At 74.9% G+C, this 20,893-nt stretch carries 23 protein-coding genes; 10 read left to right on the forward strand and 13 right to left on the reverse strand.

What is annotated here, in order from left to right; genetic code table 11:
• The 5 genes from Q1K26_RS11580 to Q1K26_RS11600 all read right to left on the reverse strand — a co-directional run.
• Positions 1-333: ROK family protein (locus tag Q1K26_RS11580; RefSeq protein ID WP_300010415.1), on the reverse strand; the 333-nt coding region annotated here is incomplete at its 3' end.
• 29 nt (positions 334-362) lie between these two features.
• Complete coding sequence (locus Q1K26_RS11585; protein WP_300010418.1) at positions 363-1,721, reverse strand: ROK family protein; 1,359 nt, start codon at positions 1,719-1,721, stop codon at positions 363-365.
• Entirely contained in the window at positions 1,711-2,565 is an 855-nt protein-coding gene (locus Q1K26_RS11590) for a sigma factor (protein WP_300010422.1), read from the reverse strand. The genes Q1K26_RS11585 and Q1K26_RS11590 overlap by 11 nt, the downstream gene beginning before the upstream one ends.
• A 69-nt stretch (positions 2,566-2,634) precedes the next feature.
• A complete protein-coding gene (locus Q1K26_RS11595; protein WP_300010425.1) occupies positions 2,635-3,609 on the reverse strand; it encodes a hypothetical protein in 975 nt (324 codons plus the stop codon).
• Between the two features lie 251 nt (positions 3,610-3,860).
• Positions 3,861-4,913, reverse strand: a complete 1,053-nt coding sequence (locus tag Q1K26_RS11600; protein WP_300010428.1) for an OmpA family protein — start codon at positions 4,911-4,913, stop codon at positions 3,861-3,863.
• 177 nt (positions 4,914-5,090) lie between these two features.
• Here Q1K26_RS11600 and Q1K26_RS11605 point away from each other — a divergent pair, with 177 nt between their 5' ends.
• A complete protein-coding gene (locus Q1K26_RS11605) occupies positions 5,091-5,264 on the forward strand; it encodes a hypothetical protein (protein ID WP_300010431.1) in 174 nt (57 codons plus the stop codon).
• Positions 5,265-5,363: 99 nt separating this feature from the next.
• Here Q1K26_RS11605 and Q1K26_RS11610 read toward each other — a convergent pair whose 3' ends face one another.
• The gene (locus tag Q1K26_RS11610) at positions 5,364-6,413 is read right to left on the reverse strand and encodes a cation diffusion facilitator family transporter (RefSeq protein ID WP_300010434.1); all 1,050 of its coding nucleotides are present in this window, start codon (positions 6,411-6,413) and stop codon (positions 5,364-5,366) included.
• 37 nt (positions 6,414-6,450) lie between these two features.
• Here Q1K26_RS11610 and Q1K26_RS11615 point away from each other — a divergent pair, with 37 nt between their 5' ends.
• On the forward strand, positions 6,451-6,819 hold the full coding sequence (locus Q1K26_RS11615) for a metalloregulator ArsR/SmtB family transcription factor (RefSeq protein WP_363320467.1): 369 nt from the start codon (positions 6,451-6,453) through the stop codon (positions 6,817-6,819).
• A 10-nt stretch (positions 6,820-6,829) separates the two neighbouring features.
• Here the strand turns inward: Q1K26_RS11615 and Q1K26_RS11620 are convergent, their stop codons facing one another.
• Positions 6,830-7,462 carry a cation transporter gene (locus Q1K26_RS11620; RefSeq protein ID WP_300010437.1) on the reverse strand — a complete coding sequence of 211 codons (633 nt, stop codon included), beginning with the start codon at positions 7,460-7,462 and terminating at the stop codon, positions 6,830-6,832.
• On the reverse strand, positions 7,459-7,770 hold the full coding sequence (locus tag Q1K26_RS11625; RefSeq protein WP_300010440.1) for a metalloregulator ArsR/SmtB family transcription factor: 312 nt from the start codon (positions 7,768-7,770) through the stop codon (positions 7,459-7,461). The genes Q1K26_RS11620 and Q1K26_RS11625 overlap by 4 nt, the downstream gene beginning before the upstream one ends.
• A gap of 96 nt (positions 7,771-7,866) precedes the next feature.
• Here Q1K26_RS11625 and Q1K26_RS11630 point away from each other — a divergent pair, with 96 nt between their 5' ends.
• Genes Q1K26_RS11630 through Q1K26_RS11640 form a run of 3 tightly spaced genes read left to right on the forward strand, consistent with a single transcriptional unit; the run spans position 7,867 to position 10,546 of the window.
• Positions 7,867-8,148, forward strand: coding sequence for a metal-sensitive transcriptional regulator (locus tag Q1K26_RS11630; protein WP_300010445.1), 282 nt, complete (start codon positions 7,867-7,869; stop codon positions 8,146-8,148).
• An 11-nt stretch (positions 8,149-8,159) separates the two neighbouring features.
• Positions 8,160-8,366 (forward strand): heavy-metal-associated domain-containing protein, encoded by a 207-nt coding sequence (locus Q1K26_RS11635; RefSeq protein ID WP_300010448.1) that lies wholly within the window; start codon positions 8,160-8,162, stop codon positions 8,364-8,366.
• On the forward strand, positions 8,363-10,546 hold the full coding sequence (locus tag Q1K26_RS11640) for a heavy metal translocating P-type ATPase (RefSeq protein WP_300010452.1): 2,184 nt from the start codon (positions 8,363-8,365) through the stop codon (positions 10,544-10,546). The genes Q1K26_RS11635 and Q1K26_RS11640 overlap by 4 nt, the downstream gene beginning before the upstream one ends.
• Positions 10,547-10,718: 172 nt before the next feature.
• Here the strand turns inward: Q1K26_RS11640 and Q1K26_RS11645 are convergent, their stop codons facing one another.
• Together Q1K26_RS11645 and Q1K26_RS11650 are read right to left on the reverse strand one after the other, a co-directional pair.
• Positions 10,719-11,249, reverse strand: coding sequence for an FKBP-type peptidyl-prolyl cis-trans isomerase (locus tag Q1K26_RS11645; protein WP_300010455.1), 531 nt, complete (start codon positions 11,247-11,249; stop codon positions 10,719-10,721).
• A gap of 516 nt (positions 11,250-11,765) precedes the next feature.
• The gene (locus Q1K26_RS11650; protein ID WP_300010458.1) at positions 11,766-12,719 is read right to left on the reverse strand and encodes an asparaginase; all 954 of its coding nucleotides are present in this window, start codon (positions 12,717-12,719) and stop codon (positions 11,766-11,768) included.
• A 75-nt stretch (positions 12,720-12,794) separates the two neighbouring features.
• Here Q1K26_RS11650 and Q1K26_RS11655 point away from each other — a divergent pair, with 75 nt between their 5' ends.
• From Q1K26_RS11655 to Q1K26_RS11675, 5 genes are all read left to right on the forward strand, one after another.
• Positions 12,795-13,151, forward strand: coding sequence for a YbaB/EbfC family nucleoid-associated protein (locus Q1K26_RS11655; protein ID WP_300010461.1), 357 nt, complete (start codon positions 12,795-12,797; stop codon positions 13,149-13,151).
• Positions 13,148-13,444: a hypothetical protein gene (locus Q1K26_RS11660; RefSeq protein WP_300010464.1), complete on the forward strand. Its 297-nt coding sequence runs from the start codon at positions 13,148-13,150 to the stop codon at positions 13,442-13,444. Before Q1K26_RS11655 ends, Q1K26_RS11660 begins: the two co-directional genes overlap by 4 nt.
• Complete coding sequence (locus Q1K26_RS11665; RefSeq protein WP_300010467.1) at positions 13,441-14,379, forward strand: PPE domain-containing protein; 939 nt, start codon at positions 13,441-13,443, stop codon at positions 14,377-14,379. Before Q1K26_RS11660 ends, Q1K26_RS11665 begins: the two co-directional genes overlap by 4 nt.
• 313 nt (positions 14,380-14,692) lie before the next feature.
• A complete protein-coding gene (locus tag Q1K26_RS11670) occupies positions 14,693-15,136 on the forward strand; it encodes an SRPBCC family protein (RefSeq protein WP_300010470.1) in 444 nt (147 codons plus the stop codon).
• Between the two features lie 66 nt (positions 15,137-15,202).
• On the forward strand, positions 15,203-16,168 hold the full coding sequence (locus tag Q1K26_RS11675; RefSeq protein WP_300010473.1) for a carbohydrate kinase: 966 nt from the start codon (positions 15,203-15,205) through the stop codon (positions 16,166-16,168).
• 363 nt (positions 16,169-16,531) lie between these two features.
• Here Q1K26_RS11675 and Q1K26_RS11680 read toward each other — a convergent pair whose 3' ends face one another.
• The 3 genes from Q1K26_RS11680 to Q1K26_RS11690 all read right to left on the reverse strand — a co-directional run bounded on the left by Q1K26_RS11680 (position 16,532) and on the right by Q1K26_RS11690 (position 20,752).
• On the reverse strand, positions 16,532-17,554 hold the full coding sequence (locus Q1K26_RS11680) for a PHP domain-containing protein (RefSeq protein WP_300010476.1): 1,023 nt from the start codon (positions 17,552-17,554) through the stop codon (positions 16,532-16,534).
• Positions 17,555-17,790: 236 nt separating this feature from the next.
• Entirely contained in the window at positions 17,791-19,305 is a 1,515-nt protein-coding gene (locus tag Q1K26_RS11685) for a CYTH and CHAD domain-containing protein (RefSeq protein WP_300010479.1), read from the reverse strand.
• Between the two features lie 28 nt (positions 19,306-19,333).
• Complete coding sequence (locus tag Q1K26_RS11690) at positions 19,334-20,752, reverse strand: AMP-binding protein (RefSeq protein ID WP_300010482.1); 1,419 nt, start codon at positions 20,750-20,752, stop codon at positions 19,334-19,336.
• Between the last annotated feature and the right edge of the window lie 141 nt (positions 20,753-20,893).

The raw sequence follows: 20,893 nt of genomic DNA on the forward strand, positions 1-20,893 counted from the left end.
ACCCGTTGCCTGGTGCTGGTGCGGGGCCTGCTTGACAGTTTTGTGGCCGTGGTGGGCGGCGAACTCCACCTCCCCGTCGGGGTACCGCACGATGCCGGCCCCCCCCACCCCGACCGGGTGGTCGGGGTGGGCGTCGCCGAGTGCGTCCATCGCTCCTTCGAGCGCGTCCTGCAGACTCGCATTGCTGGAGTCAGGCGTGCGCCGGCGTTGCCAGCGCCGCACCACTGCGCCGTTCACGTCGACGAGACCGGCGACGACCTTGGTCGCGCCGACGTCGATACCGATAGCGGCAACGGCCGCAACGGCCGGAACGCGCGGGGATTCCGCCTCCACCGGTCCGACCATAGTGGGCATCGTCACGGCTACGGCCTCTGGCCCTGCGACGGCATGCGACTACCCATCCTGGCCAGCGCAGCCCACGCCACCACCCGGGCGCCGAAGGTGCCGGTCGTCGGCCGCGACACGATCGAAGCCCCCCACAGGCCCTCGTACTTGAGGTGTTCCTCGATCTGACGAGCCGCCTTGACGAACGCCTGTCCCGCCTGCCGTTCCTGATCGACGAGAGCTCGGGGGCCGACGAGAACGACCCGATCCGCGCCGCATACGGACTGTATCGCCGCGATGCCGCGGGCCAGGACCTTTCCGGCCGACGTGAAGGCGGCCCGGGCCACGTCGGAGCGCTCGGCCGCGTCCGCCGCCTCACCGATGGTGGCGATGTCATCGCCGGTGACGCGACTGACCCTGTCGACGATGGAGTTGATCCCGGACGCCGCCTCCAGAGCCCGCGCAGGCGCCCCGTCGGAGCCCAGCTCCATGAGGTTTCCGATCTCCATCGGGTACGGAAGTACCTGTCCGTGGTCGACGAGCTTGGCCCCTACACCGTCCCGCACGACGAGCACGACGACCAGCTCCGTACGCCCGAGTCCGCGCGTCGCCTCCCACCGGGCGAAGGCGTCCGCGTCGTTGACGATCCACGCCTGCCGCCCGGTCCGGCGTTCGACCAACTCACCGAGCCGTACTCCCATCCACGACTCGTCGTCGTGACCCCGCCGGGGCTTGCGGTATACCTCAACCCAGCCACGCTCGGTGTTCACCGGCCCGCCCAGCTGGATGCCGATGGGGCAGGTCTCGGCCGGAGTTCCGCGGTGCCGTCCGGCCAGCTCGTCGGCCAGCGCCGCCACCCCGGCGACGACGTCGTCGGGCTCGTTGCCGTCCAGGTCGAGGTACGCCTCGTCGAGCACGGTGGCGTGGGCGTCGGTGAGCACCGCCACGAGCCGGCCGGGGCTGAACTCGACGCCGATCATCGCGGGCTCCCGCAGCCGGTCGGCGAGCCGGTGCCAGGCGGCGAGGAGGGCGCGGGCGTCGTCGGTGCCCAGCGCGACGTCCCGGACGTCGTGGCGGCCGGCGTCGATCATCGCGCCTGCGGTGGCCCACACCTGCTCGCCGAGGATCTCCCGGGCCTGTGCGACGGCGGCGCTGTCAGGCCGGGACCGGACGGCGCCGAGGTAGAGCGTGGTCGGGAAAGCGTCGGCGTCGGCGCCGTCGAGGTCGACGATCAGGTGCTCGGACACGGTGATCTCGACACCGGCCGGGGCGGACACGACCTGCGCGACCAGCGACTCGCGAGCCGGGTCGTGATGCAGTCGGACGATGGGGTCGGCGCGCCAGATGCGGCGCGCCAGCGCGGTGTGCAGCGCGTCGGGCTGCTCGTCAGTGGACATCGGTGGCGTCCTCCTCTCCGGTGGAGGGCTCGACGGCAGAGGGCCTGCCGAGCGCTCGATCGATCTTCTGTTCGGCGTCCGCGACCAGGCGGCGGACGGTCTCGACGGGACGGTTCAGGCGGATGGCGGCCGCCGCGGTGGAGCCGAACCGGCGGTAGGCGACGAGGGCGGCCTCCTCGTCGTCGGTCAGGTCGAACAGGTCCTTGATCTTGCCCAGCGCCCTCGACCGGTCCTTGCGGACCTTGGCGTAGGTCCTCTCGATCGCGGTGGCGTAGTCCTGCATGGAGATGTCGATGTCCCAGGCGAGGAGCAGGACGTTCTGCGCCTGGTCGCGGCTCAGGCCGAGGGCTCGCAGCCGCTCGACGGTCCAGTCGAGGTCCAGGCCGACCTCCTGCGGCGCCGGTGGGTCCGGCGACACGTCGTCGAGCGGGAAGGTGTCGGGCCGGCGGCGGCCCGTCCGCAGCATCGTCAGGGCCATCCACTTCGCGCGTTGCGTCAACCAGGACCGCACAGCGCTGCGGCCCTGGTCGAGGACGTGGCAATGGCGCAGGCGCAGCTGCAGTTCCTGGAGCAGGTCCTCGTGGTCGACGTTGTAGCGGCCGGCCACGCTGCGCACCATCCGCTTGAGCCACGCCCACTCGTCCGCGGCCAGGGACTCGAGATAAACCCAGCCGGGCGAGGTCGCGGTGAACGCCGCCTTGATCTCCGCCGCGGTCGGCGGAGCGTCCGCGCCATCCCGGTCGGTTTCGACGAGGTCCGGCTCGTCCGCGTCCGGGGCGGACACGACCTGGTCCAGGTCGTCGTCGGGCCGGTCGGGGTCGTCCGGTTCGCCGTGCCGGGTCATGGCGCCTCCGCGAGTGGTTGCTGGAGGAAAGCGCGGACCGCCTGCGGCTGGGACAGCCACAGGCGGTGTTCACTCGAACGGAGCAGCAGCGAGGTGCGCAGTGACGGTGTCGATCTCCCGATGGTCCAGATCGGCCACGGTGCGGGGGGCCGGTCGCGGGCGGTCGGCGGAGGCACCGCAACGCATCCGGGCCAGGTCGACGGTGGTGTCGACGGCCGCCAGCCCGTCCCCCGCGCGGACGAGCGACCGGGCGCGACGGCGGTCGGCCGCCCGGACGACGCGCTGGCGACGGCGGTCCAGGCGGGCGGCCCGCCGTTCCCGACGCAGGGCGCGGGACTCGACACGGCGCCGGGTGCGGCCCAGCGCGCGCATCTCGTCGGCCTCGGCGCTCCCGTCGCTCATGGCGACACCCAGCACGTAGGCCGTCATCGCCACCGATGCCAGCGCGAGCAGCACCGCGACGGTGATCGCGGCCGCGGGCTCGGCGCCTGCGTAGCCCGCCTCGGTGCGGACCCGCACGAACATCGTGACGCCGATGGCGAGCACCAGCACCGTCCACACCGCGAGCAGGCCGCTGGTCACCGGGCCGATGTCGGCGAACCGCACCTGTCCCGACGGCGACCGCTGGTCGCGCAATTCGCGCCCCAGCCACGGCGTGAACGCCGCAACGGTCAGGACGAGGAACAGCGTGAACGCCAGCGCGACCAGTGACGCGACGGGGGTGGCCCACGGGCGGGTCAGGTCGGCGTTGGAGACACCGGCGACGAAGTAGCCGAACAGCAGGGCGTCGATCCAGGGCAGTATCCGCGCCACGACACGGTGCCCGCGGCCCGCCCGGCGGTGCCGGGGCTCGCTCTCGACCGCTCTCACCAGGTCGTCCTGACGGGCGTCGGCGACCGCGGGCGTCCGGACCTCGCCGCCCGGGCCGCGGCGGAACCCGGCCCGCAGCTCGGCCGCCCGCTCCCGGCCGGCCGCCGCAGCAGCGGCGAGCCGGTCGGTCCGACGCGCGCTGCGTGCCGTACGGCCACCGGCGCGGCCGAGCACATCCTGTGCCCGGCCGCGGGCCGACTCGGCGATAGCCGAGTCGGTCGTCGACGGGCCCGGAACGTCCCTCGGACCCGCCGACCGTTCCAGCATTCCCAGCGATCCGCCGCGGCGCGGGGTCAGCGGGCGTCCGGACGTTCCGGTGCGCCACCGAATACGATTCGCCGCGTGCATCCGGGGCCGGGGGAATTCGTTCTCGCTGCTGTTCTCCATACCTGTTCTACGCCCGCGGGAACCGTTCCTGTGACAGATCATCGTCGGGGCTCGACCGTGACGACGACCCGCCGGATCCCGTTCGCCACGACCTTCGCCTCGTCGAACCGGCCGCCGGTGGTGGACGCGGCCGGTCCGTCGGCGGCACCCCTCCCCCGCGCCGTGAGGTCGGCGGCCGGGACGCCCAGCGACCCCAGCAGCCGGGCGACGGCGTCCGCGCGGCGCTGCGACAGCTCCGCGCGGTACGACTCGGAACCCCAGTGGGCGACGAACCCGGCCACGAGCACCCGGGAGGGCCCCGACCGGTAGGCCGCGATCACGGGGGCGAGCGCTGCCGCGGCGTCGGGCGCGAGGTCGGCGGAACCCGGGCCGAAGCCGAGCAGGGAGTCCGGCAGCGTCGTCTCGACCACCCCGCCCGGCCCGGCGACCGTGGCGACGACCGGCACCGGCACCAGGGCGGTGCTGCGGATCGTCGGGTCGGGATCCGCGGGCCGCTCCAGGACCGGGTCGACGACGCAGCTCCGTGCACCGGCTGCGGCGCATACGGCCGTCCAGAACCGCTCCAGCCAGCGCAGTTGCGCCGTGCCCGGTGCGGCCTGCCCGCCGGCGACCCGGCCCAGGCCGACCAGCACGACGTCCCACCCGCGCAGGTCGGGCAACAGGTCGGCGGTCCTGAGCCGTTCGACGATCTCGGCCGGATCTGCCTCCCACCCGATGAGCCGCAGATCCAGCGGATCGGTCGTGGTGATCCCCGAGTCCAGGACCAGCAGCGTGCCCGGCGTGCCGCGGGCGGCGACCGCGATCCCCGCGAGCAGGTCCGGAGCCCCCGTCACCGGCACCGCACCGGTGACCGCCGCCTCGGACTCCGCGAGCCGCGCGTCGATCAGCTCGGCACGGCGCGGTCCGTTCTCCACCTGACCGCTCGGCTCACGTCGGACGACGAGGTCGAGCGTGCGCGTCAGCTCCGGCGCACCGGCGACGACAACGGTCAGGCTCCCACGGTCGGACTCCACGGCAGTCCGCAGGACGGCTCGACCCCGGTCGCCGAGGACCGGACGGGCCTGCCGGTCGGTGGCGGCCAGAACCGCCACGACCCGCACGTCGCGCGGCGGCGGGCCGCCACCGCAGGCGCTCAGGAGCAACGTTCCGGTGGCAACGAGAAATGTCCGGCGGGTCAGCTGATTCATACCCGGTGATAAGCCGTTCCGAGCCGGGGAGTGACACGTCACAAAGCGCACATTCTGGGCCGTGCCTGAGATGTGGATGAATTGCTGAGCGTCGTGCCGGAACTGCCGTTGCTGATGGTCGTGGCCTTGCTCGCGATCCTCAGCCGCGCGATCCGGAAGCTGCTCATGGCCCTGGTGATCGCCGTGGCCGCCGCGATCCTGCTCGGCGCGATCGCGCTTGAGGTGCTCGCCGTGGTCACCGCCCGGGGCCCCTGAGGAGAGCCGCGACGAGCACCCGCGACCCTCACACGGAGCAGTCCCGAGGCGAACAGCCACGGGCACCGGGCTCCGTGGCTCGGTTGGCGAGCACGGGGATCAAGCGGTGATCGCGCCGGGATCGAGCGCGGCCGGATGGTGGGCGAGCAGGTCGTGGTGCTCGTGGCCGTGGGGGCTGACGTGCACGGTGGCGGTCACCAGCTTCGGCACCCCGTGCAGCAGGGCGTGGGTGGCGGCGGTGGCGATGTCGTGCGCCGCGACGACGCCCAGGCCGGGGTCGACGGTGATGCCGGCCTCCGCACGGATCCGATGCCCGGTCCAACGCAGGCGCAGCTCGTCGACGTCGAGCACGCCGGGTTCGGCCCGCAGGACGGCCTCGGCCGCGTCGACCAGCTCCGGGTCGACGGCGTCCATCAGGCGGCGGTAGACGTCGGTGGCGGCCCCGCGCAGCACGACCAGGATCGCCAGGGTGATCAGCAGCCCGACGATCGGGTCGGCCAGCGGGATGCCCGCCATGACGCCGAGCGCCGCACCGACTACGGCGAGCGAGGTGAAGCCGTCGGTGCGGGCGTGCAGCCCGTCGGCGACCAGCGCCGCGGAGCCGATCCGCCGCCCGACCCGGATCCGGTAGACCGCCACCAGCTCGTTGCCGGCGAACCCGATGATCCCCGCGGCGAGGACGAAGCCGACCCCGGTGATCGGCTGGGGGTCGAGCAGCTTGCGCACCGACTCGACCCCGGCGAACACCGCCGACAGCGCGATCATGGCGACGATGAACACCCCGGCCAGGTCCTCGGCGCGGTCGTAGCCGTAGGTGTAGCGCCGCGACGCCGCCCGCCGCCCGAGCACGAAGGCGATCCACAGCGGCACCGCGGTGAGCGCGTCGGAGAAGTTGTGGATCGTGTCGGCGAGCAGCGCGCTGGAGCCCGAGTACAGCACCACGATCAGCTGCAGGACCGCGGTGACGCCCAGCGCCACCAGGCTGATCTTCAGCGCGCGGATGCCGTCGGAGCTGGCCTCCAGCGCCGCGTCGACCGAGTCGGCCGCGTCGTGGCTGTGCGGGCGGAACAGCCCGCGCAGGCCACGCCGGCCGGTGTGGCCGTGGCCGTGCGCGTGGCCGTGGCCGTGTGCGTGCCCGGCGTGCTCCATGTTGCCAGGATGCACAGCTCAGGGCCATCATGCAAACATGCGCGCGCACAACGACATGGCTGCTGCGAACCCCCGGCGACAGCCGGTCACCGGCGATCAGCTCGACCTCGCCGCCGACGTGCTGCGCCACCTCGCCGACCCCACCCGGCTGCACCTGCTGCACCTGCTCGCGGCCGGGGAGCAGGACGTCGGCACGCTCACCGCGCAGCTCGCCGCCTCCCGCTCGTCGGTGTCGCAGCACCTCGGGCGGCTGCGACTGGCCGGACTGGTCCACGTCCGCCGCGACGGCCGCCGGATGCGCTACCGCCTCGCCAGCGACCATCTCGTCGCGCTGGTCGACGAGGCCTGCCAGTTCGCCGAGCACCTCGTGCACGACATCCCCCACCACCTCTCGCGCGAACGCTGACGGATCGCGGTCAGCAGCAGTGGTCGCCCCGCCAGGCGTCGCGCCCCTCCTTGACGGCGACGGCCGCGATCACCAGGGCCGCGACCGGGTCGGCCCAGCTCCAGCCGAACAGGGCGTTGAGCGCCAGCCCGACCAGCAGCACCGCCGAGAGGTAGGTGCACAGCAGCGTCTGGCCCGAGTCGGCGACGGCGGTGGCCGAGCCCAGCTCCCGACCGGCCCGGCGCTGCGCCGTCGCCAGCACCGGCATGACCAGCAGCGACAGCGTCGCCAGCACCATCCCCACCGGCGACGGCGCGGCCTCCACCGCACCGGCCAGCGATCGCACGGACTCCACGGTGACGTACCCGGCGAGCACGAAGAAGGACACCGCGATCACCCGCAGGGCGGCCCGTTCCCGGGCCTGCGGGTCGCGGCCGGAGAACTGCCAGGCCACCGCCGACGCGGACGCCACCTCGATCACCGAGTCCAGCCCGAACCCGATCAGCGCCGCCGACGACGCGATCGTGCCCGCGGTGAGCGCGACGACCGCCTCCACGAGGTTGTAGGTGATCGTCGCGGCGACGAGCAGCCGCACGCGGCGGGTGAGCACCGGGCGGCGGGCGTCGGCGACGGGTACGCAGCATCCCGCCGTGCACGCGGTCACCGGCAGCACTCCTCGTCGCAGGCGCCGGTGACGATCAGGCCGAGCAGGTCGCCGAGCGCGTGATCGAGCCGGGGGTCGGCCAGCTCGTAGCGCACCCGTCGCCCCTCCGGGACGGCGACGACCAGACCACAGCCGCGGAGGCAGGCGAGGTGATTGGACAGGTTCTGCCGGGAGGTCCCGAGCAGCTCGGCGAGCTGCGCGGGGTACGCGGAGGCCTCGCGCAGCGCCAGCAGCAGCCGGGCGCGGGTGGGGTCGGACAGGGCGTGTCCGAATCGGGCCAGCACCTGCCCGTGGGTGGCGGTCTGCATCCGACGGACAGTACATCTGTTGCTGTATCCAGAGAAGGCTGAACTCAGCGGCCTACGGCCTCGTCGTACCGTACCCCCCTAGAGTATGGTGACGGTATGAACGGGTACGCGCAGGACAAGGACGCCTACCTCAAGCGGATGCGCCGCATCGAGGGGCAGGTCCGCGGCATCGCGAAGATGATCGAGGAGGACAAGTACTGCATCGACGTGCTCACCCAGGTCGCGGCGGCCACCAAGGCCCTGGAGGCCGTGGCCCTGGGCCTGCTGGACGAGCATCTCAAGCACTGCGTCATGCAGGCCGTCGCGCAGGGCGGGCAGCACGCGGACGACAAGGTCGCCGAGGCCAGCGCCGCGATCGCGCGCCTCGTGCGGTCGTGAAGGGCACTCCTGTGAACGAGCACACCTACACCGTGGCCGGCATGACCTGCGAGCACTGTGTCGCCTCGGTCACCGAGGAGATCAGCGAGATCCACGGCGTCACGGCGGTGGTGGTCGACCTGCCCACCGGGGCCGTCACCGTCCGCAGCGAGACCTCCCTCGACGACGCGCGGGTCCGCGCCGCCGTCGAGGAGGCGGGCTACCGGATCGCCGCATGACCACGACGACCGAGGTCGAACTGGTGATCGGCGGGATGACCTGTGCCTCCTGCGCCAACCGCGTCGAGCGCAAGCTCAACAAGCTCGACGGGGTACGCGCCAGCGTCAACTACGCCACCGAGAAGGCACGGGTGAGCGCCCCCACGGGCGTCGACACGGCGACCCTCGTGGCGCAGGTGGAGGCGGCCGGCTACACCGCGGCGCTGCCCGCCGACCCCGTCGAGGACGGCGACCCCACCCGCGCGCTGCGCGAGCGGCTGGTCACCAGCATCGTGCTGTCGGTCCCGGTCATCGCGCTGTCGATGGTGCCGGCGTGGCAGTTCACCTACTGGCAGTGGATCTGCCTGGTGCTCGCCGGGCCGGTGGTGGTGTGGGCCGCGTGGCCGTTCCACCGGGCGGCCGCGCAGAACCTGCGCCACGGCGCGGCCACCATGGACACGCTGGTCTCGATGGGCGTGCTCGCGGCGTTCGCGTGGTCGGTGTACGCGCTGGTGTGGGGCACGGCGGGCGAGCCGGGGATGGTGCACCCGTTCTCCCTGGCCGTCACCCGCGGCGACGGGACCGGGAACATCTACCTGGAGGTCGCCACCGGCGTCACCACGTTCCTGCTGGCCGGACGGTACTTCGAGGCCCGTTCCAAGCGGCGGGCCGGGGCGGCGCTGCGGGCGCTGCTGGAGCTGGGGGCCAAGGAGGTCGCCGTCCTGCGCGACGGCGCCGAGGAGCGCATCGCGGCCGATGCGCTCACCGTGGGCGACCGCTTCGTGGTGCGTCCCGGTGAGAAGATCGCCACCGACGGCGTCGTCGAGGACGGCGGCTCGGCCGTCGACGCGTCGATGCTGACCGGGGAGCCGGTGCCGGTGGAGGTCGGGCCGGATGACGCCGTCGTCGGCGGCACCGTCAACGCCGGCGGGCGGCTCGTCGTACGCGCCACCCGGATCGGCTCCGACACCCAGCTCGCGCAGATGGCGAAGCTCGTCGAGGACGCGCAGAGCGGCAAGGCGGCGGTGCAGCGCCTGGCCGACCGGGTGTCCGGGGTGTTCGTGCCGATCGTCATCGCGCTGGCCGCGGCCACGCTGGGCTTCTGGCTCGGCAGCGGCGCCGGGGCGGCCACCGCGTTCACCGCGGCCGTGGCGGTACTGATCGTCGCGTGCCCCTGCGCGCTGGGACTCGCCACGCCCACGGCGCTGCTCGTCGGCACCGGGCGCGGCGCTCAGCTCGGCATCCTGATCAAGGGCCCGGAGGTGCTGGAGTCCACGCGCCGCGTCGACACGGTGGTGCTGGACAAGACCGGCACCGTCACCACCGGGGCGATGTCGCTGACCGCGGTGCACGCCGACGATCCCGAGCTCGCGCTGCGGCTGGCCGCGGCGGTGGAGGCGGGGTCGGAGCACCCGATCGCGGCCGCGATCGTGCGCGCGGCACCCGGGCCGCTGCCGCCCGTCACCGGGTTCGCGAACACCGAGGGCCTCGGCGTGCGGGGCACGGTCGAGGGGCGCTCGGTGGTCGTGGAGCGGGTGTCGCGGCACGCCCTGACCGGCGATCTCGCCGCGGCGGTCGAGCAGGCGCACGCGGCCGGACGGACCGCGGTCGCGGTCAGCTGGGACGGGGCCCTGCGGGCGGTGCTCGTCGTCGCCGACACGGTGAAGCCGACCTCGGCGCGGGCGGTCGCCCAGCTCCGCGCACTCGGGCTCACCCCGGTGCTGCTGACCGGCGACAACTCCGCCGCCGCGCACGCCGTCGCCGCGGAGGTGGGCATCGACCGCGTGATCGCCGAGGTGCTGCCGGCCGACAAGGTCGACGAGGTGAAGCGGTTGCAGGACGAGGGTCGTGTGGTGGCCATGGTGGGCGACGGCGTCAACGACGCGGCGGCGCTGGCGCAGGCCGACCTCGGACTCGCGATGGGCACCGGCACCGACGTCGCGATCGAGGCGAGCGACATCACGCTGGTGCGCGGCGACCTGCGGGCCGCCGCCGACGCGATCCGGCTCTCCCGCCGCACGCTGCGCACGATCCAGGGCAACCTGTTCTGGGCGTTCGCCTACAACGTCGCCGCGCTCCCGCTGGCGGCGGCCGGCCTGCTCAACCCCATGATCGCCGGTGCGGCGATGGCGTTCAGCTCGGTGTTCGTGGTGGGCAACAGCCTGCGGCTGCGCCGGTTCACCTCCCGCGCCGGGTCGTGATCGCCGGCTGGGACACGGGCCTGCTGCCGGCGTTGGCACCGGGGCGCGGGCACCCGCTCGCGCGGGCTCGGGCTGCCCGATGCGGGGCCCGACCGCATCGACGGCGGGCTGCGCGCCCCGGTCGCCGCGGTGTACCGCTACGAGCTGAGCGACGTGCTGCCGCGGGCCGGGGTCAGCTGATGCCGACGAGGTCCACCACGAAGACCAGGGTCGAGTTCGCCGGCAGACCCGGGCGGGCCTGGCTGCCGTAGGCCAGCTCGGGCGGCATGACGATGACGCGGCGCCCGCCGGGCGCCATGCCGACGATGCCCTGGGTGAAGCCGGGGACGACCTGGTTCAGCGGGAAGTTGATCGGCGCGTCGCCGCGCTCCCACGAGCTGTCGAACACCGAGCCGTCCGAGTACAGGGTGCCGGTGTAGCGGACGTCCACCGAGTCGGCCTCGGTCGCCGGCGTGCCGGTGCCGACCACCACGTCCTCGACGAGCAGCTCGGTGGGCGGGCTGCCGGTGCCCGCGGCGGCCTGGGTCGGCTGGGTGAGGTCGGCCGGGTCGCCCGACAGTGCCGGGATGCCGCCGGGCGGGCCGGCTGCGGCGCTCGGCGCGTCCGCCACCTCGGTGGGCGCGGCGGGGGTGACCTCCGTGGATCCGCACCCGGCGAGCACGGCGACGAGCAGGGCGGCGGTGGGGAGCAGGAGCCGACTCATGGAGCCAGCAGATCACGCGCTCCCGAGCGCCCGCGCGCCGGGGCCCGGCGACGTCGTGGCGGACCGCCGCACTGTCCGAGCGGTGATCGCCGGGGATGTGGCGTCGCGGGGGGAGCACCGCAGAGTCGTGGTGCCGGGTGCACAGTCGCCGCGGATCGAGACGGGAGCCGGCGGTGAACCACCGACGGCGTCGCGCCGCCGGCCCGCACTCGCATGATCGCCGGATCGGAACCGGGAGCCGGTGCGGGCGCTGCTCGGTGTTCCACAACGCTGATCACGGGCCCGGCACCTGGCCCCGGCCCCGACCCCCGCACCCGACCCCGGCACCCGGGCCCCGGCACCCGGGTCCCGGCACCCGGCCACGGCCACGGCCACGGCCACGGCCACGGCGGTGATCGCCGGTGCGGAACCACCGCGGGTCCGGGCCCACCGGTTCCGGACCATCAATCATGGTTCGCGACGCCCGGACGGCTCGGCATCCGGCGCCACCGCTCACCACCGCCGCGGGCGGCCGGGTCAGGTCGGGAGGACCGCCTCCACCGTGCCGACGGGCCGGCCGCCGCCGCGCACGGGCACCACCCCGAGCTGGTGCGGGACGTCGACGCCCAACACGCGCAGCGCCGCCGTGACGACGACGGGGATCGGGCGCATCGACCCGTCGAGCACCTTCACCGCCACGGCCCGCCCGTCCGGCAGCGCCGCCGCGCACACCCCTTCGGCGCCGTCCTTGCACACCAGCCCGGGAATCCCGGCCATCAGCACCGACGCCGTGCGCCCGGTGCCACCGACCCACTCCGGGTGCGCGGCCATCGCCGCCGCGACCCGGTGCTCCGGCGTGCCCGGGGCAGCGGTGGCGATCGTGGCGAAGGCGCGGGCCAACCCGGCGACGGTGCAGGAGTACAGCGGGGCGCCGCAGCCGTCGACGGTGACATGGACGGGACGACCGTCGCCGGTGAGCTCGGCGACGGCCTCGCGGATCGCCTTCTGCAGCGGATGGCCCGGGTCGGGGTAGCCGTCGACGGGCCAGCCGGCCGCGACACAGGTGGCGATCATCGCGGCGTGCTTGCCCGAGCAGTTCTGTGCCAGCGGCGACGGGGCGTGGCCCGCGGCCCGCCAGGCCGCGGCGGCGTCGTCACCCAGCGGGTGGTCGGCGGTGTTGGCGAGGTCGTCCTCGGTGCGTCCGGCGCCGGCGAGGATGCGACGCACGCCGTCGAGGTGGCGGAGCTCGCCGGAGTGGCTGGCGCAGGCCAGCGCGAGCAGCTCGCCGTCGAGGTCGAGGCCCGCGCGCAGCATCGCCACGGCCTGGACGGGCTTGAGAGAGGACCGCGGGTAGCAGGTCACCTCGGCGTCGCCGCACCGGGCCACGAGCGCGCCGTCGGCGCCGAGCGCGACGAGGTGGCCGCGGTGCACCGACTCCACCAGGTCGCCGCGGACCACGTAGGCCAGGGCCTGCGCCCGATCGTCGATCACGGCTTCCGACGCTACGCGGCGCAATTTTCTCGATACGGCCACGGGTCCGCGGCTCGGCTCGTACCGTGCGCGCCCATGGACGGACGAGAGTGGCTGGACGGCTACCAGCAGCGGCTGCAGGACATCCGGGCGAGGGCGCACCGCGTGCAGGCCGAGCTGGCCGGGGTCGAGGCGACGGCGACGAGCGCGGACGGGGCGGTCACCGTCACCGCCGGACCGGGGGGCGTGCTGCGGAGGGTGGTGTTCGACGAGCGCAGCGAGGGTCTCTCGCGCACCCAGCTCGGCGCCGCGGTCGTCGCGGCCGTGGCCCAGGCGCAGGGTGACGCGGCCCGGCGCGCGACCGAGGCACTGGAACCGCTGGTCGGCCGCGACAGCGAGGCCATGCGGGTGCTGCGGTCGCACCTGCCGGCCGCCGAGAGCACCGCGCCGTGACCGCCGGGTTCCGGTTCACCGGACTGGACGGGCACCTGGCCTTCGTCGACCGCGCGGTCGTCGAGCCGATGCGGCGGGCCGGCGAGGCCGGGCGCCCGCTCGACCACCTGGCCTACGGCGTCGTCGGGCAGGCCTTCGCCGTGCCGGCCACGCTCGCCGTCACGCTGGCGGCCGATTCCGTCGGCGTACTCACCGAGGCGGCGTCGGGTTTCGGTGAGCGGCTGCGCCGCACCCGGGAGGTCTACACGGCCACCGAACGGGCCAACACCGACCTGCTCGGCGGTCCCCGATGAGCGAGCCCACCACCGACTCGCTGATCGTCGAGGCCGAGCACGAGGACGCGCAGCCCCTCGACAGCTGGGAGGGCGCCGGTGCGGTCTCCAGCATCGCCGACATGAACGCGGCCTGGGCCTCGGACCATCCCGACCCGCTCCACATCGCGTTCGCGACCGCCGGTGCCGGCCTCGACAGCCTCGACGCCGTCATGAACCCCCTCGACGGCCTCGCGACGGCGGCGATCGGCTGGCTCATCGAGCACGTCTGGTGGCTGCACGAGCCGCTCGACGCGCTCGCGGGCGACCCGACCCAGATCACCGCGCAGGCACAGACCTGGCAACAGGTGGCCGAGCAGCTCGGCGCCGTCGCCTCGGCGTACCGCGCGGAGACCGCCGGAGGGGTGGAGGGATGGGAGGGCGACGGCAGCGCCGCCTACGGCTCCGCGGTGGCCGCGTTCGCCGCGCGGCTGGACGACACCGCGCGCAACGCGGAGGCGATCGCGGCGCTGCTGCTGACCACCGGGGCCGGGGTCGGCACGGTGCGGTCGCTGATCCGCGACCAGATCGTGGAGTTCGTGTGGCTCGTCGTCCAGATCGTGTTCTGGTACGGGGCGCTCGCGTTCCTCACGGTCGGCGGGTCGCTCGCGGCCGGCACGGTGCAGATCGTGTTCCGCGCGCTGGATCTGGCGAGCGACTTCGCGCGCCGGATCTCCCGGCTCCTCGACGCCCTGTCCGCGGCCGGGGGCACCGCCGGGCAGCTCGCCGACGCGATGCGCGAGACGGCGCTGCGCGCGCGGGCGGCGGTGCCCCACCTGCGCGGCTGGGGCGACGAGGCCCTCGACGCCGCGAGCGTCCTGCGGGTCGGCGAGCGGATCGAGATCGGCAAGCAGCTGACCAACGCGAGCCAGGTCCAGGCCGGATGGGAGGACGCGGACGCGGGCACCACGGCGTAGCGAGCGACCGGACCGCCGCCTCTCCCGACCCGCGCTCGCCGGCGCTCCGCACAGCCCCGGCACGTCGCACGGCCCGTCTCGCGCGCCCACCCGCGTCTCGCGCGCCCCCCCGCGACCCGCGCGCCGCCGGCGGCGCGCGAGACGCGTTTCCGCGCGCGGAAACGGGGCGGGCCCGGCAGGAACCCCTCGCGCCCCGCGACGGGCGCCCCGTGACCGGCGCCTCCTGACCGACGCCGCGTGAGGGGCGGACGAGCACTGACCCGCGGGAACCCGTGGCCGGGCCCCGGCCCCCGGCGGTGGCAGGATGGCCGGCATGGCACAGGTGACGGCTTCGGCCGAGCGCACGATCGACGCCCCCGCCGACCGGGTCGCGGCGGCGCTGGCGGACTACGAGTCGGTGCGCCCGCGCATCCTGACCGATCGCTTCAGCGAGTATCGCGTCGACGCGGGCGGGCAGGGCGCGGGCAGCCGGGTGCACTGGAAGCTCGCCGCCACCGAGAAGCGGGTGCGCGACCAGCTCGTCGATGTCGACGTGCCGGTCGACGGCACGCTGGTGGAGCGCGACGCGAACTCCTCGATGGTCACCACCTGGCAGGTGCGGCCCGCAGGCGCCGACCGCAGCACCGTCACCGTCACCTCCACCTGGAACGGTGCGAGCGGGATCGGCGGGTTCTTCGAGCGCACGTTCGCCCCGAAGGGCCTGCGCCGGATCTACGACGAGGTCCTGACGAACCTGGACACCGACGTCCGCGGCTGACGCACCCCGACGAGTGGGACTCTCGTCCGATAGGTTGCGACGAGGGTCCCACTCGTCGCCCGAGGAGTGATCATCAGCGCTGAAGCAGAGGCCGGCATCGTCGCCGTTGCGGGCGAGGCGCTCGTCGATCTCGTCCCCGCCCCGGTCGGCGGGTACCTGGAGATCGCCCCGGGCGGGAGCCCGGCCAACGTCGCGGTCGGGCTGGCTCGGCTGGACGTGCCTACGCGGCTGCTCGCCCGGATCGCCGACGATCCGCTCGGCCGTCGTGTGCGCGCCCACCTGGAAGCCAACGGTGTCGCGCTCGACCACGCCGTGCGGGCCGCGGAGCAGACGTCCATGGCACTGGTCACCGTGGACGAGCAGGGCGTGCCGAGCTACGACTTCCGCGTCGACGGCACGGCCGACTGGCAGTGGACCGGCGACGAGCTCCGCGGCGCCCTCGACGGCCCGGTGGTCGCAGTGCACTCCGGCTCCCTGGCTCTGACGACGCCGCCGGGCGCCGCCGAGCTGCGTGCGTTGCTGGCCAGGGCCACGACGACCGCCACCGTCAGCTACGACCCGAACTGCCGTCCGCTGCTGATGGGCGACCCCGCGGGCGTACTGGCCGGGGTGCACGAGCTGCTGGGGGTGGTCGACGTCGTCAAGGTCAGCTCGGAGGACCTGGAGTGGCTGTGCCCGGGCGCCGGGCCGGAGTCCGTGCTCGAGGACTGGCTCGGGCGCGGCCCGGGGATGGTCGCGGTGACCCTGGGCGGTGAGGGGGTGCTGGCCGGGACCACGACCGGGTTGCGCACGCGACGGCCGGGGGTGCCGGTCACGGTGATCGACACGGTCGGTGCCGGCGACACGTTCTCCGCGGCCCTGCTCGCCGGCCTGCACGCGCGCGGGCTGCTCGGCGCGGCCCGGCGTGACGCGCTGCGGACCGTCGACGGGCCGACGCTCGACGCGCTGCTCGACGAGGCCGCCCGCGCCGCGGCCATCACCTGCTCGCGCCGCGGGGCCGACCCGCCGACCGCCGCGGAGCTGCACGCCTGAGGTGGACGAGTGGAGCGGCGACGCCCCAGATCCATTCGCCGCCGCCCCACCCGCCAGCCACCCCTGCTCGATGACCCCCTGATCATCGACCGCGACGGGTGTCGCTGGCGAGTCGGACCACCCTCTCGGGTGGCCCCCGAACGGTGCGGCGCGTCGCGTTGCGTCACATCCAACCCCGGAGCCGGGCCCCGGTGCGCGCGAGTCGGGGCCTCCGTGCGCCCGAGTCGGGGCCTCCGTGCGCCCGAGTCGGGGCCTCCCTGCGCCCGAGTCGGGGCCTCCCTGCGCCCGAGTCGGGGCCTCCCTGCGCGCGCCGCGGCTCGGACGTTCGGCGGCCCCTCCACGGCGGCGGGTCGGTGTCGGCGGTCAGCCTCGGGTGCGGTCGAGGAGCTGCTCCGCCGTCCAGGTGTTGAGGATGCGTTCGGGCGGTACCTCGCAGGCGGCGGCGCGCTCGCAGCCGTTGCCGAGCCAGTCGAGCTGGCCGGGCGCGTGGGCATCGGTGTCGATGGTGAACGAGCACCCGGCGGCGACCGCCTGGCGCAGCAGGCGGGTGGGCGGGTCGAGCCGTTCGGGTCGCGAGTTGATCTCCACGGCGACGTCGTACTCGGCGCAGGCAGCGAACACGGCGTGGGCGTCGAACTGCGACTCGGGCCGCTTGCGGCTGCCCGTCACCATCCGCCCGGTGCAGTGCCCGAGCACGTCCACCAGCGGATTCGCGATCGCGGTGAGCATCCGCTCGGTCATCTCCGCGCGCGGCATGCGCAGCTTGGAATGCACGCTGGCCACGACCAGGTCGAGCGCGTCGAGCAGGGCGGGGTCCTGGTCGAGTGCGCCGTCGTCGAGGATGTCGACCTCGATACCGGTGAGCACGCGGAAGCCGTCGAGCTCGGCGTTGAGCTCGGCGATCTGCTCCAGCTGGGCCCGCAGGCGCTCCGGAGACAGCCCGTTGGCGACGGTGAGGCGCGGCGAGTGGTCGGTGACGACCAGATAGGAGTGGCCCAGCTCGCGCGCAGTCTCGGCCATCTCGCGCAGCGGCGAGCCCCCGTCGGAGGCATCGGTGTGGCTGTGGCAGTCACCCAGCAACGCGGTACGCAGGGCCGCCGCGGGCGGGTCGGGCTCCGGGCGCTCCACCGCCTCGAGCCGCTGCAGGTACTCGGGGACGGCCCCGGCCAGCGACTCGGTGACGCATCGCGCCGTCACCTCCCCGACGCCGCGCAGTCGCACCAGCTCGCCGGTGCGGGCGAGCTGCGCCAGCTCGTCGAGGTCGCGACGGCCGAGCACGGCCGCGGCGGTGCGGAACGCGCGCACCCGGTAGGTGGACTCGTGCGCACGCTCCAGCAGGAATGCAGCCCGACGGAGGTCGGCTACGGGATCGCGGACGGCGTTCACGACGCCGATCCTGCCACCGACACCCGGTCCGGCTCGCGCACGTCCAGGTCACGACCCGCTGGCCGGATGCGCCGACTCGCACACACCGAGCACCCGACTCGCGCGCACCCAGGGCCCGACTCGCGCGCACCCAGGGCCCGACTCGCGCGCACCCAGGGCCCGACTCGCGCGCACTCAGAGCCCGACTCGCGCACACGGAAACCCCGACTCGCGGGAGTCGGGCAGGTCGCAGCCGGTCAGCGGAGCCAGCGGCGGCGCTTGCGCCGCCAGGCCGAGGACCAGAGTGCGGGGAGCTCACGCTCGATCTCCGCCGCGCGGGCGAGGTCCCGGCCGAGCAGCACGCCGAAGCTGAACCCGTTCTCCCCGGCCCCGGTCGTCGCCGCTCCCAGCTCGCGCAGCGCCTCCCGCGCCACGACGGTGTCCTGGTGCTCGCCCAGTGCCGACTGGAAGCCCTTGAGCCCCGCGGCGAAGCGCTTCGCGGGCCTGCCGACGGCGGGACGGGCCACCTCCGTGGCGTAGCGCAGCCGCTTTCCGGCCTTGCGGGCGGCGTGGACGGCGGCGTCGCGGTCGGCCGCCGGGGTGCCCGGGTCCGTGGCCCTGGCCATCGCCCGCTCCAGACGGCGCGCGCTGCGTGCGGCGACCGCCGGCAGCTCGCGCCGGGCCGGACGAGCGGCGCGCCCGGTCAGCGGCGGGTCCTCCAGCAGGGCGTCCAGCGCGGTGCGCAGCTGCGCGTACCGGTCGCCGTCCAGCTCGGTGAGCACGGCGGCACGGGCCTCGGCCTCGGTGCGGGCGAAGTGCCGCGTGGCCATCGCCTCGGCCGGGCCGAGCCGCAGCTGCGCTGGCAGGTCGGCCAGGCCGGTGGCGATCCGCTCGCGCAGCACCTCGGCGTCGCGGGCAGGGGCCAGCTCGCGCCCGAGGGTGCGCAGGCCGTCGACGATCGGGTCGGTGCACTCCCGGTCGAGCAGCGGGCGGTAGGCGCGCAGCGCGCTGCGCAGCCGGCGGGCCGCCACCCGCATCCGGTGCACGGCGTCGGGTTCGTCGCGGCGCACGCTCAGATCGGCGGCCGCGAGCCGGTCCACATGGGTGGCGAGGTAGCGCATCAGCTCCGCCCCGGCCGTCCCCTTCGGCCCGGTCCGGCGGTGCGGCGGCGCGGGATGCAGCAGCCGGTCGAGCTCGGCTGCGGTGGCCGGTGCCGCCGGGCGCAGGCCGTCGTCGGCGAGCCGGGTCGCGAGCTCGGACAGCAGCTCGGCGGGGGCGTCGAGGGGAAGGACGGCGGCCTCGGTCCAGGACCGCACCTCCGTGCAGCTCCCGAGCGTCGCCACCGACACCGCGTCGTGCACCACCTCGGCCAGCAGGCGATCACGCTGGTCACGCAACCGGATGACGGTGCGTGTGGTGCGGGCGTGGCCCACCGGGCGCACCGTGCGGTCCCGGGCCGCGCCGCGGACCAGAGCGTCGATCTCCTCGGGCGGTTGCGCGGTGCCGGCGGGGATCCGGAGCCGCTCGCGGTCCTCGCCGTCGGGGAGGTCGAGCTGCCACTGCACCGCCCCGTCGGCGTGGTGGCGGGACAGGGTGATGCCGGCCAGGGCCAGCCGGAGGTCGTCGGTGTCGTAGCGCTCGGTCTCGTGGACCTCGACCGGCAGCTGCTCCGCACGGTGCACGCCCGGCAGCCCGGCCAGCCGCGGCGCCCCGGTCGCGGCGCCGCCGCGGTAGTGCGGGGGGGTCCGGTGCTGTGCGGTCGTCTCCGGCATGCCCCGGGGTGCCCGAAGACGCCGTCGATCAACCGCCGCGCAAGCGGGACTTCAGCACCTTGCCCATGTCGTTGCGCGGCAACACGTCGACGAACCGCACGTCCCGGGGACGCTTGTGCGGGCTGAGCAGCGTCGCGACGTGGTCGATCAGCTCCTGCGCCGCGGGCCGCTCCCCTGCCGCGACGACGACCGCCACGACGCGCTCGCCGAGGTCGTCGTCGGGCGTGCCGAACACCGCCGCCTCGGCCACGCCCGGGTGTTCCAGCAGCGCGTTCTCGATCTCACCGGCGCCGATCTTGTAGCCGCCGGACTTGATCAGGTCGATGGCCTTGCGCCCGACGAGGGCGAGCGCGCCCGAGGGGGTCCAGCGGCCGATGTCGCCGGTGGCGAACCAGCCGTCGGGGGTGCGGGTCGCCGCGGTGGCGTCGGGGCGGTCGAGGTAGCCGTCGAACAGGCCGGGGCCCCGGGCCTCGACCGTGCCGAGATCGGGATCGCCGTCGACGGGGACCAGCCGCACCTCGGTGCCCGCCAGCGGCCTGCCGACCGTGCCCGGCTCGGGCTCCTCGTCGGCGCGGGCCGCGGTGAGGATCAGCGACTCGGTGAGTCCATAGCGCTCGCGGACCGCCAGGCCGGTGGCCCGCTGGATCCGCTCGTGGTCGACGGCGGTGAGGGCCGCGGAGCCGGAGACGAGCAGCCGTGCCCGACCGATCGTCCGCGCCGCCGCCGGGTCCGTGTCGAGCTGGTCGGCGAGGCGGTGGTACTGGGTGGGCACGCCGAACACCATCGTCGCCCCGCCGTCGACGGCCGCGGCGAGGCCGGCGGCGTCGAGCGCGGGGAGGTGGTGCAGGGTGCCGCCGCGGCGCAGCGGGCCGAGCACGCCCAGGACCAGGCCGTGCACGTGGAACAGCGGGAGCGCGTGGGCCAGCACGTCGCCGCCGGTCCAGGCCCAGGCGTCGGCGAGCGCGTCGAGGTTGGCCGCGATCGCACCGCGGGAGAGCACCGCGCCCTTCGGCGGGCCGGTGGTGCCGGAGGTGTAGACGATCAGCGCGGTAGCCGCCGCGGCGTGTTCGGCGGGCAGCGGGGCGGCGCTGCGGGCATCGAGATCGATGTCGATCCGGCCGACCCGCCCGGCCACGGCCCCCAGCTCCACCCCCGGCGCGGCGAGCACTGCGGCCGGCTTCGCGTCCCCGACGACGTGAGCCAGCTCCCGCTCCCCCAGCTTCGGGTTGAGCGGCACGGCCGGGACGCCCGCGAGCAGCGCGGACACGACGGCCACCGCGGTGTGCGGCCCGGGCGCCGCGTGCACGGCGACGCGGTCCAGCGTCCGGATCCGCTCGGCGTGCGCGGTGGCGACGGCGAGCAGGTCGCGGTAGGTCAGGGTGCGCCCGCCCGCGCGCAGCGCGGGGTGGTCGGACGGGTCCAGCAGGGCCGGGAGCAGCAGGCTCAACGAGCGTCCTCTCGGGGTGGGGGCGGGTCGGGCGGGCAGGCAGGCGGGTCGGGCAGACGGAACGGGCTGGGCAAGGCAGACGGGCTGGGCAGGCAGAGCCGGCTGGGCAGGCAGAGCGGGCCGGATCGGTCGGGCGGGCAG

The organism is Pseudonocardia sp., from assembly GCF_029263155.1.
In the GTDB taxonomy this organism is placed as follows: domain Bacteria; phylum Actinomycetota; class Actinomycetes; order Mycobacteriales; family Pseudonocardiaceae; genus Pseudonocardia.

What these genes read in the sequence shown, in the direction of transcription:
- Q1K26_RS11585 (WP_300010418.1), bottom strand. Translation starts at nt 1,721, where the DNA reads ATGTCCACTGACGAGCAGCCCGACGCGCTGCACACCGCGCTGGCGCGC.
- Q1K26_RS11590 (WP_300010422.1), bottom strand. Translation starts at nt 2,565, where the DNA reads ATGACCCGGCACGGCGAACCGGACGACCCCGACCGGCCCGACGACGAC.
- Q1K26_RS11610 (WP_300010434.1), bottom strand. Translation starts at nt 6,413, where the DNA reads ATGGAGCACGCCGGGCACGCACACGGCCACGGCCACGCGCACGGCCAC.
- Q1K26_RS11615 (WP_363320467.1), top strand. Translation starts at nt 6,451, where the DNA reads ATGCGCGCGCACAACGACATGGCTGCTGCGAACCCCCGGCGACAGCCG.
- Q1K26_RS11625 (WP_300010440.1), bottom strand. Translation starts at nt 7,770, where the DNA reads ATGCAGACCGCCACCCACGGGCAGGTGCTGGCCCGATTCGGACACGCC.
- Q1K26_RS11630 (WP_300010445.1), top strand. Translation starts at nt 7,867, where the DNA reads ATGAACGGGTACGCGCAGGACAAGGACGCCTACCTCAAGCGGATGCGC.
- Q1K26_RS11640 (WP_300010452.1), top strand. Translation starts at nt 8,363, where the DNA reads ATGACCACGACGACCGAGGTCGAACTGGTGATCGGCGGGATGACCTGT.
- Q1K26_RS11645 (WP_300010455.1), bottom strand. Translation starts at nt 11,249, where the DNA reads ATGAGTCGGCTCCTGCTCCCCACCGCCGCCCTGCTCGTCGCCGTGCTC.
- Q1K26_RS11655 (WP_300010461.1), top strand. Translation starts at nt 12,795, where the DNA reads ATGGACGGACGAGAGTGGCTGGACGGCTACCAGCAGCGGCTGCAGGAC.
- Q1K26_RS11665 (WP_300010467.1), top strand. Translation starts at nt 13,441, where the DNA reads ATGAGCGAGCCCACCACCGACTCGCTGATCGTCGAGGCCGAGCACGAG.
- Q1K26_RS11670 (WP_300010470.1), top strand. Translation starts at nt 14,693, where the DNA reads ATGGCACAGGTGACGGCTTCGGCCGAGCGCACGATCGACGCCCCCGCC.
- Q1K26_RS11685 (WP_300010479.1), bottom strand. Translation starts at nt 19,305, where the DNA reads ATGCCGGAGACGACCGCACAGCACCGGACCCCCCCGCACTACCGCGGC.